This window comes from Planctopirus sp. SH287 (genome assembly GCF_056500625.1).
Genome location: NZ_CM151403.1, coordinates 919,369 through 935,645, shown reverse-complemented (window position 1 = coordinate 935,645; position 16,277 = coordinate 919,369). Strand labels below are relative to the sequence as shown.

Here is a 16,277-nt window from a genome sequence, read left to right as displayed (position 1 = left end):
CGCAAACTTATGGCAGATTTCGTTCAAACATTAATGACCGCCCTGGCCATTGGCAGCTTATATGCGCTGATTGCTCTCGGTTACACGATGGTTTATGGGATTCTTAAGTTTATTAACTTTGCCCATAGCGACATCGTCGTGCTGGGTGCGTGGATGAGTTATTCGATCGCAATTCGTGCGTTGCCGTGGATTGGCCTGGATGCACATAACCCTGCTGTTCCTCCTCCGGTTTGGATGACGGCCGGGATTTTTATCAGCATCGTGGCGTTTTGCGCCGTCGCGGGTTTCACCATTGAGCGACTGGCTTACCGTCCCTTGAGAAAAGCCCCCCGATTGAATGTGCTGATCACGGCGATTGGCGTTTCACTCCTGCTGCAAAATATTGGTCAACTTGATTTTGTATTTGGTGCCAGTCCTCAGAAAATGCCGGCACTTTTGCCCGACTGGGAATTACTGCGGCTGGGATTTGGTCAGGGCGAATCGACCCGCTATGTTGTGATTACACTGGTTGACGCCATCATCTTCATTTTATCCGGCGTCCTGATGCTGGCGCTGGAGTTTCTGATCTTTCGTACGAAGTTTGGAACGGCCCTGCGTGCCGTCTCCTACAATACAGACAATGCCGCGCTCATGGGCATTCCCGTCGATCGCATGATTTCTCTGACATTCATGCTGGGGTCGGCTCTTGCTGGAGCAGCCGGGTTCTTATATGTGATGAAGTTTCCTGGCATGAGCCAGCCGGCTCATAGTATTTGGGTCTTGCTGGGTCTGAAGGCGTTTGTCGCGGCGGTGATTGGCGGGATTGGAAATATTCGCGGCGCAGTGCTGGGCGGTTTCATTATTGCGTTCGTTGAACAGTTTGGCGCTTACTACATTTCGTCCAACTATCGTGATGTTTACGTCTTCGCCTTGTTGATCTTGATCCTGTTGGTCAAACCTACCGGCCTGTTAGGGTCGCCCGTGCGAGAAAAAGTCTGATATGAGCACGTCCGAAGCCCATCAGAAGAAAAGCTCTCATGGCTTCAATGCTCTGAAGAGTGCTGTCCCCCTGATTATCGGGATTGCACTGGCGTTTGCCTTCCAGTGGGTCGTTCCCAAAGCTGTAGGCCCCTACTACTCTCGCCTGATGATCGATGCGGGTATTGCGATGATCCTGGCGGTCTCGCTGAATATTGTGAACGGTATGACGGGGCAGTTTTCCATCGGTCATGCCGGCTTTATGACCGTGGGTGCATACACGTCGGGAATGGTGACGTTTTATGGCTCACTTCTCATCTGGGGAACCGCAGCCAAGCATGGCTCTTTCCTCGGTAGTGGCGAATGGATGTTCCTGTCTGCCTGTATTACTGGCGGTGTGGTTGCGGCCGTTGCGGGTCTGGTGGTGGGACTCCCTTCGCTGCGATTGCGTGGCGATTATCTGGCGATTGTGACGTTGGGATTTGGCGAGATTCTTCGCGTGATTCTCCAGCAGACGGGCAAGGTCGTTGATGATCCCGCGATTGTCCGCGAAGCGCCGCTTTCCACACTCGCCACTTTACCGGTGGGTGGCGCAATCGGGTTTGATGGCATCCCGAAATATACCTCGTTGTTCTGGGTCTATGCTGTTCTGGCCATCACCGTGATCTGTGCTTATCGGCTCAAAGTGTCCAGCATTGGTCGCGCCATGCTTTCGGTTCGCGAAGATGAAATCGCCGCTCAGGCGATGGGGATCAACGTGGCCCGACAAAAGACACTCGCCTTCGTGATTGCGGCTTTTTTCGCAGGAGTGGGGGGCGGATTGCTGGCTCATGAGGGGGGCGTGATTATCTCCCCTAAAGATGCCGGTTTTCAACGCTCTTTTGACTATGTGATTATGACCGTTCTGGGAGGACGAGGTTCGATCACGGGTGTGATGCTGGCGGCTGTCCTGCTTTCCGGGCTGCCTGAGCTGCTGCGTGATTTTGAACGCTATCGCCTGATTGTCTATGCCCTGCTGCTGGTGGTGATGATGCTCTGTCGCCCGCAGGGTCTTTTCGGGATTCACGAAATCTGGGACTTCTTCCGTCGTCCCTCCAAAGCCAACTCGAATAAGGGGACAACATGACCGCACATGCCCCTGCTTCCTTAGCGTCTTCTACTCAAGCAACTGATGTGCTGCTCTCAGTGGAAAATCTGGGAATCTCGTTTGGTGGATTGAAGGCCGTTCAGAATTTCTCTCTGTCGATCCCTAAGGCGGGATTGCATGGATTGATCGGCCCTAACGGGGCTGGCAAAACAACCGTCTTTAATCTGCTGACGGGGATCTATCGACCGAACACCGGAGCGTTGCGACTTGATGGTGAAGACCTGACCCATCGCAAGCCGTATGAAATTACTGCGGCGGGGATTGCGCGCACGTTTCAAAACATCCGCCTGTTTCCCAACTTGTCGATCCTCGACAACGTGCGGCTGGCAGGCCAGGTCCGAATCAAACCCCGGCTGGCATCGACGTTGCTGCGGACAAGCCACCATCTCGAGCAGGAAGCGGAACTCCTGGAAAGGGCCATGGATCTGCTGAAGATTTTTGATCTTCAGGATCGTGCTCACGAACTGGCTCAAAGCCTGAGCTATGGGCATCAGCGCCGTCTGGAAATCATCCGCGCTCTGGCCACTCAACCCAAAGTTCTGTTACTGGATGAACCGGCAGCCGGCCTGAATCCTCAGGAAAAACTGGCTCTGGCAAGTTCGATTCAACAGATCCGTGACCGATTTCAAGTGGCGATTCTGCTAATCGAGCATGACATGCAACTCGTCATGAAGATTTGCGAACGCATCATTGTTCTCGACCATGGCATCACGATCTGTGAAGGAACACCTCAAGTCGTTCAGAATGATGAGAAGGTCATTGCCGCCTATTTAGGGGCTGTGGCTGGAGAGATTTAGGCCGATAGTAATCAGCCTCAAGGGCAGCACGGCAATTTCCCCTGCGAGGAAGCATTCCCGTTTTGCAGGAAAACTGGTCAGACAACAGAAAATGAACCTGCTGGTTCAGGCGTTGACGATTGCGGGATTTTCAATGGTATTGCTGGAACTCAACAATCTCTCGGTTTCGTATGGCTCGATCCGGGCCTTACGCGGGATTTCGTTAACGGTCAACGCGGGTGAAATTGTCACGTTGATCGGCGGCAATGGGGCTGGAAAGTCGACCACGCTTCGTGCCATCTCGGGGTTGCTGTCACCCAACGAAGGCCAGATTTTTTTTGAAGGCCTGTCGATCGCATCTCACTCTCCCCATTCCATCGCACGGAAACGATTGGTTCATGTTCCTGAGGGCCGGGGAATTTTTGCGAACCTGACCGTCGAAGAAAACCTGCGATTAGGTGCGTTTTGCCGGAACGATGCGGCGGGGATTCAGGAAGACTATGAACACGCTCTGACACTGTTCCCACGGGTGAAAGAACGATTATGGCAATTGGCCGGAACTCTTTCCGGTGGTGAACAGCAGATGGTGGCGATTGCCCGAGCACTTCTGGCTCGCCCCAAACTGTTGATGCTGGATGAACCGTCGTTGGGGCTTGCACCTCAGATTGTCCAGGTGATTTTTCAGGTGATTCGCAAGATCAATCGCGAAGGGACGACGATTCTTCTCGTTGAACAGAATGCCAATCTAGCCCTGCAAGTGGCCCATCGTGCCTATGTGATGGAAGTGGGGAAGATCGAAATGTCCGGCCCTGCCCAGGAACTTGCCAACAGCGACGATATCCGCCGCGCCTATCTTGGTGCTCATTAAGTTTGGTGCTCATTGAGCCAACCCGCATGGGTTGTTCGCCATCGACAATCTCTCAACGATAGCTACGCTCCCTCTCCCGCTTGCGGGAGAGGGTTGGGGTGAGGGGCTTTAGTCTCTGCATTTGAGATAGCTATCGACAACACCTCGTCGATGGTGATGTGCTCCCTTTCACCGAGAGTCACGCGTTCCCCCCTCATCCGGCCTGCGGCCACCTTCTCCCTCAGGGAGAAGGATTTGAGAGTTTCCGGGCAGGCTCTTAAGATGCCTGTCGCACATCACTCTGAAAACCTTCTCTTGGTGAATCAATAGCCGATTCTTCGGCGGGTCGGTTCGCACCACATGAACGGAGTTAATCCCTTCGTTCTTCGTTGCTCTCACTAATCGGGTTGATCGCTCATCGAATGGAGCGGATTGCGACAAAAACGCGGCCTCGTTATGACTGAAAGGCGACCGACATCACCCGATTCTTCTTTGGCACCACGGATCGTTGAGGATTCGTCCCATGACCTCTGCGCAATCAGCCTCTTTCGATAACCAGCCACCTGCTCCACTGAAGCTGGCGATCGTGCAGATGGATTTTCAGCTGGGTGACATCAGCGGCAACTGCGAGCGGATGATCCAACAGATCACGACAGCGGCTGCTCAGGGAGCCGAACTGATCGTATTTCCTGAATGCGCCCTTTCCGGCTACTGCACAGAATCTTTAGAGGAAACCCGTGCCTTCGCTCAGCCGGTGGAAGGGACGGGGTTTATCCAACTCCATGCCATTTGCCAGAAACTGGGCGTCTTTGTGATCTATGGCCAACTGGAAATTGACCCGGCGGATCAGAAGAACGGGGCTGAGTTGCCGGTCTATAATACAGCCGTTGCGATTGGCCCTGAAGGCGTGGTGGCGACCTATCGCAAAACTCATCTTCCCTTTATTGGTGCGGATCGCTTTACCTCATATGGGGCTGGCCCGCTGACAACTTTCTTCATCCGAGATGTCCGTGTGGGCCTGCTGATCTGCTATGACGGTGGTTTCCCCGAGCCGGCCCGCGTGCTGAGTCTGGCTGGTGCCGATCTCATTCTTCTTCCGACCAACTGGCCACCGACCGCGAACATCTTTGCGGCCCATGCCTGCCAGATCCGTGCGATGGAGAACACGGTCTATTTCGCCTCCAGCAGCCGGGTGGGCGTGGAGCGAGGGACGAAGTTTATTGGTCAAAGCCGGATCTGTTCGCCGCTGGGAAGTGAAATGGCTGCCGCCGACGATCATTCAGAAACCATCCTTTACGCCACAATTGATCCCCGGCATGCCCGCAACAAGCACCTCATCCGCACGGCTGGTGAGAGTGAAATCAACCGCGTGGCCGATCGTCGTCCTGAGCTTTATGCGGCTTTGGTGGAACCTTCGACCATGCCCCGCGCGGGAGGACGTCCTCACCCTTGAAACATCCGGATAGCCTGAGTTGGTGGGTTGCGCAAAGCCTTAACACCACCCTACGGCTCTCCTCACCAACCCACCACAAAAGCCGAGGCCAGGCACTGGTGGTACAACCACTCTGTCCTGACAGGTTATTGAGCCTGTCAAATCTGCATTGAGACTCCCGAGAAGTCATTCAGACAACCAGAGTGGTCAATGGTTGAATTCCCAAACGCAACTTCAATCAATCGTCCAAGTGGCGTACACTCAGGGACGAGCCTGTAATCTCCTTGAAATGGCGGGCGGTATCGTTCTGGAAGGTGGGAGTTCAATGACGTTTCTGCATCCGTATCTGCTGATGGGGCTGGTGGCCATTGTGCTGCCGGTGATGATCCATCTGTTGATGCGACAGAAGCCCAAGCGAACGCCCTTCCCTGCGATGCGATTACTCAGGCAGTCGCAGGCGAATGTCTCCCGCAGGCTTAATCTGCAACACTGGTTACTGATGTTGCTGCGTATGCTGGTGGTGGGAGCGTTTGTCTTCGCGATTGCCAGGCCCACATTGCCAGCCGCCAATTACAGCCTGACCTCTTCGGAATGGTTGCGTCTGGTGAGCATTCTGCTGCTGACGGGCGGGGTTTATGCGGCGGTTGAATACCAGATTCACCGGCTGCGCACGAGCAAGCCCCTCAATTCATTGATGAAGTCAGAGACGGATTATCGAAACTCATCGCGTGAAAATGCTCTTCCCCCGGAAGCCAGAATCCAGAAGTTACGCGGTCGCATGATACCGGTTCTGGCCATTGTGGGTGTGCTGGCCACCCTTTTGCTGCTGGTCTGGCCCTATCAAAATCGGATCGGAGCAGAATGGGCCAAGCCGACATCGAAAGTGAATGCCGAACTTCCTGTCGCCGCTGTCTTCATCTTCGATACGTCACCGAGCATGGACTATCGCCAGCAGGGAAAAACGCGTCTGCAAGCGGCTCAGGCGATGGCCACCACTCATTGGAACAAAGCTCCTTCAGGTAGCCGCCTGGCGATTATTGATGCCCTGCTTCCTGCCAGATCAACCTTCATGGCAGATCGCACGACGGCGATCCAGCGAATTTCCAAACTGGAAACCCGTTACGAAGAACGTGTGCTGGAAGATAGCGTCCGGGCCGCTCTTTCACTGCATGAAACAGACCGCCAACGCCTGCTTGAAAATGAAGGTGGCACGTCCGATCGATTCGTCAGAGAAATCTATCTTTTCACCGATCTGGCACGACATCAATGGAGTGGAGCGGCCGATGCAGGTCTGCTTAGCGAACTGGAAAAGCTGAAAGATGTGGGCATCTATCTGATGGATGTCGGCGAGACTCACCCGCAAAACACCAGTATTACGTCTCTCAAACTCAGCCGTGAAACGGTCTCGGAAGGGAGCGATGTTGTCGTGGAAGCGACGGTGCAAGTCGCTGGAGAGGTGACCCCTGGGGGAATCGATGCTCTTGATGATCCATCGTCTGCGATTGCCAACCCGCCTGAGGCAGCATTGGCACAACCCTCCGCCAATTTTGAGTTAGTGCTGGGTGATGCTCAGGGAAATCAACTGAAACGTATCGGGATGGAAACGGTTCCTCAAGGAAGCAAGCAGACCATCCGCATGACAGCCAGCCACCTTGCTCCGGGGGCCTACACCGGCTTCCTGCGACTGGTCGGTGATGATCCCCTGGCTTTTGACAATGCCATCCCTTTCGCTCTGATGACCTCCACTCCGCCCAAAGTGCTGATTGTTTCTGCCACACGATCAGAAAGCCAGCTTTTGATGGAGGCATTGGCTCCGGCCGAATTGGCCCGGGTCGGGCGAACGACGATTGCTCCCGAATGGATCCCTGCCGCCAGCCTCTCGGCGACCAATCTTTCCAGATTCAACGTCATATTTGTATTGAATCTCCCTCGCCCGACAGTCGCTGACTGGCAAGCCTTGCGACAATTTGTGGAACACGGGGGAGGTGTTCTGCTTGCGTGTGGCAGCCCTTCCCGTGCGGTTCTGAATTCTCCCACAGCCATTGATCCCCTGGCCTACGACACGCCCGACGCCAACGCATTGCTCCCGGCAGGTTTGAAAGCCTCACTCACCTTCCGCCCCGGACAAGTGTGGGAGTTCCCGAACCTTTCCCATCCCTTCATCGCTTCACTTCTGGAGTTTGGTGTCCTTGAAGAATGGGCTGCTCAAATCGTGTCGCGGTACTGGTCAGTTACGCCCCATGACGATGCGATTGTCCTCGCGAGGTATCTGGATGACCGTAAATCCCCGGCGTTACTGGAACGTCGCGTTGGCCGCGGCATCATCCATCAATGGACAACCTCCTGGAGTCTGCCCGACTGGAACGACCTGCCTCGAAGCTGGGTTTATGTCGCTTTGGCAGATGCTTCAGTGGAATATCTCAGTCAGCAGCAATCACGAAAACTGAATTTTGTCATCGGCGATGTCATTCAAATGGCCCTTCCTTCAGAGACTCCTTTTCCTGCGGAATGGCTGATTCGATCTCCCGATCAAAGGCAACAGCCCGTCTCGCTGGAGTCCGCCACACGTCTGGTGATTCCTCAGTCCATTGCCAATCATCCGGGCCATTTTCTCGCACAGCCGAAGTCTGATCCCGGTGGGGCGATCCCCTTTGCGATTCGCGTCAACTCTTCGCAGTCGAATCTGGAACGAATGACTCCCGAGATGCTGACCACGGTCTTTGGAGCCGATCGGGTGACGATTCACCGTGATGCGGAAACGCTTGAACGAGCGGTTCTTTCTGGTCGGATTGGCCAGGAAATCTATGCCACCGTTCTGATTCTGCTGATGCTCTGTTTTGTTGGCGAACATCTGATTGCCAACTGGTTCTATGCTCCGCCGGCGGTCTCTTCGCAACGTTCTCTGGCGTCCTCCCTGACAGAAAACTCGGGAGGCCCTCTTGCTGGCTAAACCATCAAAACGGAATGTCCCCGAACGAATTAGCCACAATGCCCCGGCACTGACAACTGAAAGCGGGAGGCTATGGAGCTGACCTTTCAGGAAATCACCTTTCAACCGATTGGGGGCTATCTGCTTTCCAGTCTGTTATCTGCCGGGTTGTTGATTCTGGCTTGGCGTGTCTATCCCAAGCACTTCTTTCAACAACCAGTACAGCGTGTGCGCGTCACTCGCGGTCTGCGAACGTTTGCTGCCATCATCCTGATCGTGGGCCTGTTTCGTCCGGCATTGACCTGGGAATCATCAGCGGCCCCCGAGCAGCAGGTATTGATTCTGCGTGATGTCAGCCGCAGCATGACAACCCACGATATGCCGGCTGCCAAAAGCCGATTTGAAGCCGCTCTGGCCGATGCTGAAGAAATTCGCAGCACGCTGGCCAAGTCGAAAAAAGATCCACCGCAGATCAAAGTGTTTGACTTCGCAGAGGAACTGACTCCTCCGCAAAACGCCAATGAACAGGCCGAAGGACGCGAGACGCTGTTTGGCAATGCCTTGCAGGCGGCTTTGCGTGAGGCCCGCAATTCGCCCACAACGGCGCTCTTTATCCTCTCTGATGGTGCCCAGAGAAGCCTCTCGCTGAAACCGACAGATCCTTTGCCTATCGCTCAGTCATTTGGTGAAGAAGGCATCCCGATCTATGGCATCAGCTATGGGGCCTCGAGCATCTCTGGACGTGGACTGGACTGGTCGATTGCTGAAATGCGGGTTGATCCGATTGTCTTTGAAAAGAATCGGGTGCCTGTCACAGTGCGCGTGCGTGCTCAGGGAGCGCGCGGCCGGGCAACGACTGTTCGTTTACTGCTCGAAAACCGCAGCGATGTTTCACCGGGACAATCGGGGCCAATGCAACCGGTTCTTGCCACGGGGGGAGCCACGCCCATGGCGACGATCACTCCCACTGAAGATGACCAGGTCATTCCTGTCGAACTTTCGTTCACTCCCACTCAGCCCGGAGAATTCAAACTTGCTGCTGAAGTCGTTTCAACTGAAGGTGAACTTCTGACACAGAACAATCAGTTGGAAACGATTATCACCGTCAAAGCGGGCGGGTTACGAATCGCGGTGATTGATCGTCTGCGCTGGGAGCCGAAGTTTCTGAAAATGGCCAGTGGAGCCGCTCAACTACAGATGGATTTTGCTGAAATCCGGCAAGCCAGAGGGCAAGCGCCGGCCGTCCTCGATGCCTCGTGGTTTGAACCTGATCGTTACAATGTCTACATCCTGGGTGATGTGACGGCTGAAGAGTTGGGAGAAGCCAACATCCGGGCTTTGGTAGCCCGGGTTCAGGCAGGTGCCGGCTTGATGACGATTGGGGGAAGCCAAAATTATACCGCCGGCAGCTGGGATCAAACCGAGCTATCGCAGGTGATCCCCGTGACAACAGCTGGTGGAAATCGACCAGGAGCCGCGGCAAGTTCGGACTCATTTATTGATGGCCCGACAGCCTTTCTTCCCACAGAGACGGGGCTACGCCGCTTTGTTTTACAACTGGATGGCAGCGGAAGTCTGCTGGATCGCTGGAAAGCTCTGGCACCACTGGAAGGGGCCAACCGCCTCACCGCGCGAAATCCTCTGGTCGAAATCTGGGCGGCTTCACCTTCTGGCGAAGGGTTGCTGTTTGCTTCGGAAATCGGCAAGGCGCGTGTTCTGTCGTTTGCCGGAGACTCCTCATATTTATGGGTCTTGGGAGGAGCTGCCAAGGCACATCAACAGTTCTGGCGACAGGCGATTCTCTGGCTGGCCCGCCGGGAAGAAGATACGCAGGCTCCGCTCTGGGTTCGTGTCAATCCGCGCAATGTCCCGATGGGTTCACCGGCGATCATTGAATTTGGAGCCAGAAAGCCGGATGGATCGCCACGGGGGAACGTCCAGTTATCGCTCGACATCATCGACCCGGCAGGAAAAACCGTGCAGCCACTGGCCAGTGGTGCCGCCAGCAGTGCCATGTCATCAGGAAATGGCCGTATTGACTGGGCAGGAACTCAGGTGGCTGGCGACTACTGGGTGAAGGTTTCCGAGATGGCTGGAGGCCAGCCGCAAGGATTGGATGCCATGACCCGTTTTCTGGTCTCTCCGCGTGATATCGAGCTGGATCAACCCGGAGCAGATCCTGAATTCCTGAGGCAGTTAGCTGAACTGGCAGGCGGACAGTTACTGACCACCGAAAAGTTGCCCACGTTTTTGGAGCAGTTTCTGGCGAGAGAAAATCAGGCTTCAAAAGATTCTTTCACTTTTGCCATTTGGGACCACTGGCTACTCATCGTTCTGTTCGCAGGTGCGTTGGGCCTTGAATGGATTGTTCGCAAATGGACGGGTTGGGCCTGAGTGCAGTGTCAGGGCTTTGTCTTCGGGTTGATGTCGCCACAAACTCCTTCGGTGTCGGATTTAACAACAGACGAGATCCGAATTTTATTCTTTGGCAGTGCACTGAGTGAGGTTTCGGAAAATTCTGCCGGAAGGGTGGCATCTCCCCCTGATCGCAAACTTGGACGAATTTCTGTTTCCCCCGAAGTAACGGGAACTTGGGAGTCCTCTGGGGCGTCGATAATTCTTGACGCGGGGATGACGGCACACCTTCTGATTCTTCATGGGAAGATGAAATCGGCAAGAAGCCAGCCTTTGGAACTCTCTCACGAATCACCAGTCACAGACAATTTGCGAGGAGATTTCAGGTTTCATGTACGGCTCGCCGAACTGAGGACTTTTCGTATTCGATAATCTGATAGAATTCCCCGTGAGAGAACCGCCGTGGCAGGCACATGGCAAATCTCAGGTCAATGTCACTTTGCCAATTCTGCTTTGGGCTTTAATTGCCTTGTGCCTGATGACTGCTGCGACTTGAGTGAACCTGATCAACAGGCTGATTTTTATGGCCAATACACAGCCCTCCGAAGAAGCGTCCGCATTCGTTGAGTTCGACGAATTTGTGGCGTATCAACTCAATGAAGTGAAGTCAGCCGTTCGCTCGGCAGATCTCACCATGGCGGCCGTGGGAAGTCTGGCCTGGATCAGCGCTGTGGTGCTCTTGTTCGTTCTGAGCGATCAATGGGTCGCCGATGGCGGATGGAGTATGCCCGCACGCTATGTCTGGTTTGGAATTCTTTGCGCGGGGCTGGGAGTCTGGATTTCCCGTTCAGTGACCCATCCTCTCTTCCGCTCGGTTTCCCCTTTGTATGCTGCGCAGGAGTTGGAATCTGCCGTCCCGACACTCCGCCGTAATCTGGTCAATCTGATCGATCTGCAGACGGCAGAACGTACGATTTCCCCGACGGTCTTGAAAGCCCTGCAAAAGAGGGCCGCGTTTTCACTGGAGCAAATTCAACCTCGCCAGGCCATCGACCATACCCATCTGCTCTGGGCTTCTTATGCTCTACTTGCGGCGGTGGTGTTTCTGGCTGCTTATGCGGTTTTTTCGCCCAAGCCGATCATGCCGTCAATCTGGCGCATGATCCCTTTCACACGCACAGAAGCTCCCACAGAAACGATTATCAAAGAAGTCACACCGGGATCTGTCAGTCGACTGGCAGGCTCTTTACTGGATGTGCAGGTTCAGTTGGCAGGCCGCATTCCTGAAGAGGTTCAACTGAAGTTCAGCACTTTAGATCGACAGTTTGTGGATGAAACCGTGCGTATGCTGCCGGTTGGTCAAGGCGGAACACGGTTTGAAGCCCGTCTGATCGGAGAGCGTGGCGAAGGGTTCACGCAGTCACTGACGTACTATGTGGTGGCTGGGGATGCCCGTTCAGAAAACTTTCAGGTCACTGTTACGACGCCGCCCCATGCGAGCGTCGATGAAGTGGAAGCCACTCCACCCGCTTATACCCAACTGGAAAAACTGACCACACGCGGTGGAGCGATCCACGCCTGGGGGGGATCAACGGTCAATATTCGCGCCACATCCAATCAACCCATCACCTCAGCGACCATGGTCTTCTATGATGACGACGGGCTGACACCGACTGGCGAAGAACTCCCGGCAAGACTCATCTCGCCGACAAAAATTCAGATTGAATACATTCCCAACCTGCGACAGGACGGCACCTATCCCCGGCATTACGCCTTGACTGTTCGCACAGCCAATGGTGAGTTGGATCCTGCTCCCACGGTTTACCCCATTGCGTTGCAGATTGATCAGGGGCCGGAAATCCGGGTGGTGCTTCCGGAAAATGATGTGGAAGCGGCCGCGAATGCTTCGATCCCATTTGTCATCACAGCCAAAGATCCCGACTTCCTGCTTGGCCCCGTGACTCTGATCACTGAGAAACAGGGGCAAGTGATCGCCCGGGAAGAACTTGCCGCAGGAGGAGTTCCTCAACTCACGACAAAAGCCGTCCTTCGGCTGGATCGTCTGGCTTTGGAAGAGAACAACGAACTGCGCGTCTATGCGATTGTTCAGGACAATTATCAACCCACGCCGCACACGGCGCGATCCGATGCCCGCACGATTCGGATTCGTGGTGTTCTTCCTCCCAAACAGCAACGTGACCAGCAACAACAGGCGGAAGAACAGGCTCAGAAAGCCCAGCAACAAGCACAAAAACAGGCTCAGGAAGCTGGCCAACCCGGTCAGGAAGGCCAGCCGCAGCCTGGTGAGAATCCTGATGGAACGCATGATCCTCAGGCTGATCCGAACTCTCCCGCAGGCGACGGAGCCGATCAGGACGGCATGCCAGAAGGTGCTCAAGACGCCAATCGCCAGCCGGGGAACGATCCTGAGAATTCTGCTCAGCAAGACGAGAAATCTGCTGATCAGAACGACATGGCTCGTGATTCCAGCAATAACCAGCCCGCTAACAACCAGACAGACAATCGCCCGGCGGAAGGCCCGCAGCGCTCCAATGAAACGGGACAGGGACAGCAAAAGGGTTCCGGTAATAACTCAAGCAACCAGGGGGAATCTCCCAAGAATAAGTCTCAGTCAGAGGAACGTGGCAATCGAGGCCGGGCATCGGACAGCCTTTCGCCCAATGGCGAAGATGATTCCGCTGTGCTTGAAAAGTTGATGAATCAGCGAGGCAAATCACAACCCGACACATCTAAAACCAACCCTCAAAAGGAGGCACCTCAAAACGAGACGACACCTCCTGAGAATCAATCGGGAACAGAGAAAAAACCGAACGCTGCGAACGCCCCATCCTCTGAAGAAAAAGCGGGCGAGGCTAACGACGCTTCCCCCGATCAGAAAGGACGTTCTGAAAACCGCCGCGAAGGCATGCGCAACCCTGATCAAGAAGCGGCACGCCCTGATTCTGCTGCCGGCAGTAATGACGCGGCGTCTCCCGATCAACGGAAGTCACCGAATTCAAGTAATGCGGAAAAACCCGCCGCTTCCGGCAATGAAACCTCTGCCGATAAGAACGCTCAGGAGATGAATGCGTCCGATAAGTCCTCGGCAAATTCTGGACAATCCAAGAACCGTTCACCGGATTCTCTCGAAGATCCCTCTTCTTCTCGTCCCCAGACAGAGGGAGCGTCCTCTGAAAAAATGCCCGAGAAGCAACCGGCTCCTCGCAACGCAAAGGGTGCGAATGCCGAGGATCCCGGTTCTTCCGCCAAGAATGCAGCCGATCAACCGTCGATGGATCAAAACTCTGTCAATGACAAAGAAAAGCACGGTAAGTCGAACAACAACGCCAGCGGTGGCGAAAATGCCCCCAATCCCGCGAACCAGAATTCACGCGATCAAAAAGCTGTTAACGATCAAGCCGGCGGAAGTCGCACAGACCAGAAGCAATCACCTGACAAAGACGGCTCGGGTCAAAATTCGAACAACACGGCTCAGCCTCAAGGGACGAGTGGCGAAGAAAAGTCATCTTCTCCTCAGGAGATGACCGACGACAAAATGTCGCCAGCGGCACGGCGGGCCGGTCAAGAAGGAACGAAAGGCCCGCTCGAAGCGGATCATGACCGCCCGGAAAATGCTCCGGCAGGCCGTACGACATCGGATGCTCCCGCTCCTCAGGACACACCGCGACAGGCCAGCGATATGAAGCCTGATGCTAAAAATCCGTCAGCGCAGGAATCTGGAAAGACGTCAAAAAGCAATGAGCCGGGTTCAGAGGGGGCGTCGCCGCCTCAGGCATCACCTCAAGATCGTGCGGCTCAACCTTCTCAACAAAAAGGGGAATCTCCTCAGAACTCACCCAACCAGGAGGGTGCCGCACGACCGAATTCCGATCCCCGCGAAGCGCCCGCTGGTCAGGGTGAAGAGATGAAGCGAGACCCTGGAAAAGACCCTCAAGCCAACCGGAAGGCACAACAGGCCGACAGTGGTGAGGCCGGAAAATCGAGCACGAATCCCGATGGCGCCGACGGTATGGCTGAAGGGGCGGGCAATGACACGTCTCAAGAAAAAGCCAAACCTGGCGAAGCGGGACGTCCCGGTTCATCATCCAAACCTTCACAGGAATCTGGCAAGAATTCACCAGCGGGCGAGAAGAGTCAACCCTCTCAAGCCAGCGGAAAACCATCAGCCGATTCTCCAAAGGGCGACAACAAATCAGCAGAAAATCCTGGCGGGAAAGAAGCTGCCGGGAATGAAGCGGGCAAAGCCAAAGAGGGCAAATCACCAGCATCTGACCAGAAAAAGGGAGATCAAGCGAACCCCAAGGGTGGTGAAGCCTCGGGTCAGGGTCAGGGTCAGGGTCAGGGTCAGGGTCAGGGTCAGGGTCAGGGACAGGGACAGGGACAGGGACAGGGACAGGGACAGGGACAGGGACAGGGACAGGGACAGGGACAGGGACAGGGACAGGGACAGGGACAGGGACAGGGACAGGGACAGGGACAGGGACAGGGACAGGGACAGGGACAGGGACAGGGACAGGGACAGGGACAGGGACAGGGACAGGGACAGGGACAGGGACAGGGACAGGGACAGGGACAGGGACAGGGACAGGGACAGGGACAGGGACAGGGACAGGGACAGGGACAGGGACAGGGACAGGGACAGGGACAGGGACAGGGACAGGGACAGGGACAGGGACAGGGACAGGGACAGGGACAGGGACAGGGACAGGGACAGGGACAGGGACAGGGACAGGGACAGGGACAGGGACAGGGACAGGGACAGGGACAGGGACAGGGACAGGGACAGGGACAGGGACAGGGACAGGGACAGGGACAGGGACAGGGACAGGGACAGGGACAGGGACAGGGACAGGGACAGGGACAGGGACAAGGTCAAGGTCAGGGTCAGGGGCAAGGTCAGGGGTCATCTGCTGGTGGAACACCGGGGCAAGGGCCGTCTTCAGCCAGTACCGGGGGGGGTGCCAGTGGTGAAATGCCCGCCGGACAGCCGGGAAAGAACGCTGGCCCAGGCAATGGCGGCACTGACGAAGCAGCGCCAGGCCAACCCGCGGGCGCTCAAGCACCGCAGCAAACTCCGGTCAACGACTCCGCGGCTAATCCCCAGTTTGAAAGAGAAGCGGCTGAGCTTGTCCTGGATCAGTTAGAACGCCAACTCGAGAGAGGGGACGTTGACCAGAAACTTCTGGATGATCTGGGCTGGAATGAAAATCAAATGCGATCCTTCGCGAAGCGGATGCGACAGCAGATCAACGCTGCCAAATCTCAAAATCCCACACCAGAAGACCTGTTAAGAAAGCAGCAATTCGAGGAAATGCTGGATGCGGCCAAGCTTTCCCGGCAAGCCGTTGAATCGTCAGGATCGAAGGTTCCCACTCGCAATATCGATCAAGCCGGCAGCCGGCGAGGAGCGGTTCCCGAGCAGTATCGTGAGCGATACGAAGCCTATACCCGAGGATTACAGAAGAAATCCACCACGCCAGTAGCACCTGCCAAACCATAAAACGGTTTACCTTGGAAAATTGCATTGAAAATAAGTTCAAAAGGGAAGGCAAATCACGTCGCTACTTGAAATGGCGCGTTGAGAGATGCGTAAGGCATGCTTGCTCAAGGCTCAAAGCCGCTGTCTTTTATACACAACTTTTTCGCCACCTGAACCGCACCACGAAATTGACATGGGTGGCCCAGGTTGCTTTGCAACCTGGGCGGCAGAGCCGTAGGAGGTTGTCTCCAGAAGGCGTTAATGAAACAAAGGGGTTCTGGCTGGCCCGCGACGCACGACCGATGACCAGTTCGGTGGTCATTTCGTGCCATTT

The 16,277-nt window shown here is 55.3% G+C and carries 8 protein-coding genes; all 8 read left to right on the top strand.

Annotated elements, in window-relative coordinates; genetic code table 11:
• Positions 1 to 9: 9 nt before the first annotated feature.
• The 8 genes from SH287x_RS03380 (at position 10) to SH287x_RS03345 (ending at position 15,964) form a co-directional block, all read left to right on the top strand.
• The gene (locus SH287x_RS03380; protein ID WP_479517031.1) at positions 10 to 978 is read left to right on the top strand and encodes a branched-chain amino acid ABC transporter permease; all 969 of its coding nucleotides are present in this window, start codon (positions 10 to 12) and stop codon (positions 976 to 978) included.
• Position 979: 1 nt separating this feature from the next.
• On the top strand, positions 980 to 2,083 hold the full coding sequence (locus SH287x_RS03375) for a branched-chain amino acid ABC transporter permease (RefSeq protein WP_479517030.1): 1,104 nt from the start codon (positions 980 to 982) through the stop codon (positions 2,081 to 2,083).
• A complete protein-coding gene (locus tag SH287x_RS03370) occupies positions 2,080 to 2,901 on the top strand; it encodes an ABC transporter ATP-binding protein (RefSeq protein WP_479517029.1) in 822 nt (273 codons plus the stop codon). The genes SH287x_RS03375 and SH287x_RS03370 overlap by 4 nt, the downstream gene beginning before the upstream one ends.
• 139 nt (positions 2,902 to 3,040) lie before the next feature.
• The gene (locus tag SH287x_RS03365; RefSeq protein ID WP_479518649.1) at positions 3,041 to 3,748 is read left to right on the top strand and encodes an ABC transporter ATP-binding protein; all 708 of its coding nucleotides are present in this window, start codon (positions 3,041 to 3,043) and stop codon (positions 3,746 to 3,748) included.
• Positions 3,749 to 4,250: 502 nt separating this feature from the next.
• The gene (locus SH287x_RS03360) at positions 4,251 to 5,180 is read left to right on the top strand and encodes a carbon-nitrogen hydrolase family protein (protein ID WP_479517028.1); all 930 of its coding nucleotides are present in this window, start codon (positions 4,251 to 4,253) and stop codon (positions 5,178 to 5,180) included.
• Between the two features lie 304 nt (positions 5,181 to 5,484).
• Positions 5,485 to 8,109, top strand: a complete 2,625-nt coding sequence (locus tag SH287x_RS03355) for a BatA domain-containing protein (protein WP_479517027.1) — start codon at positions 5,485 to 5,487, stop codon at positions 8,107 to 8,109.
• Between the two features lie 72 nt (positions 8,110 to 8,181).
• Positions 8,182 to 10,482, top strand: coding sequence for a hypothetical protein (locus SH287x_RS03350; RefSeq protein WP_479517026.1), 2,301 nt, complete (start codon positions 8,182 to 8,184; stop codon positions 10,480 to 10,482).
• Positions 10,483 to 11,026: 544 nt separating this feature from the next.
• Positions 11,027 to 15,964 (top strand): MSCRAMM family adhesin, encoded by a 4,938-nt coding sequence (locus SH287x_RS03345; protein WP_479517025.1) that lies wholly within the window; start codon positions 11,027 to 11,029, stop codon positions 15,962 to 15,964.
• Positions 15,965 to 16,277: the final 313 nt, after the last annotated feature.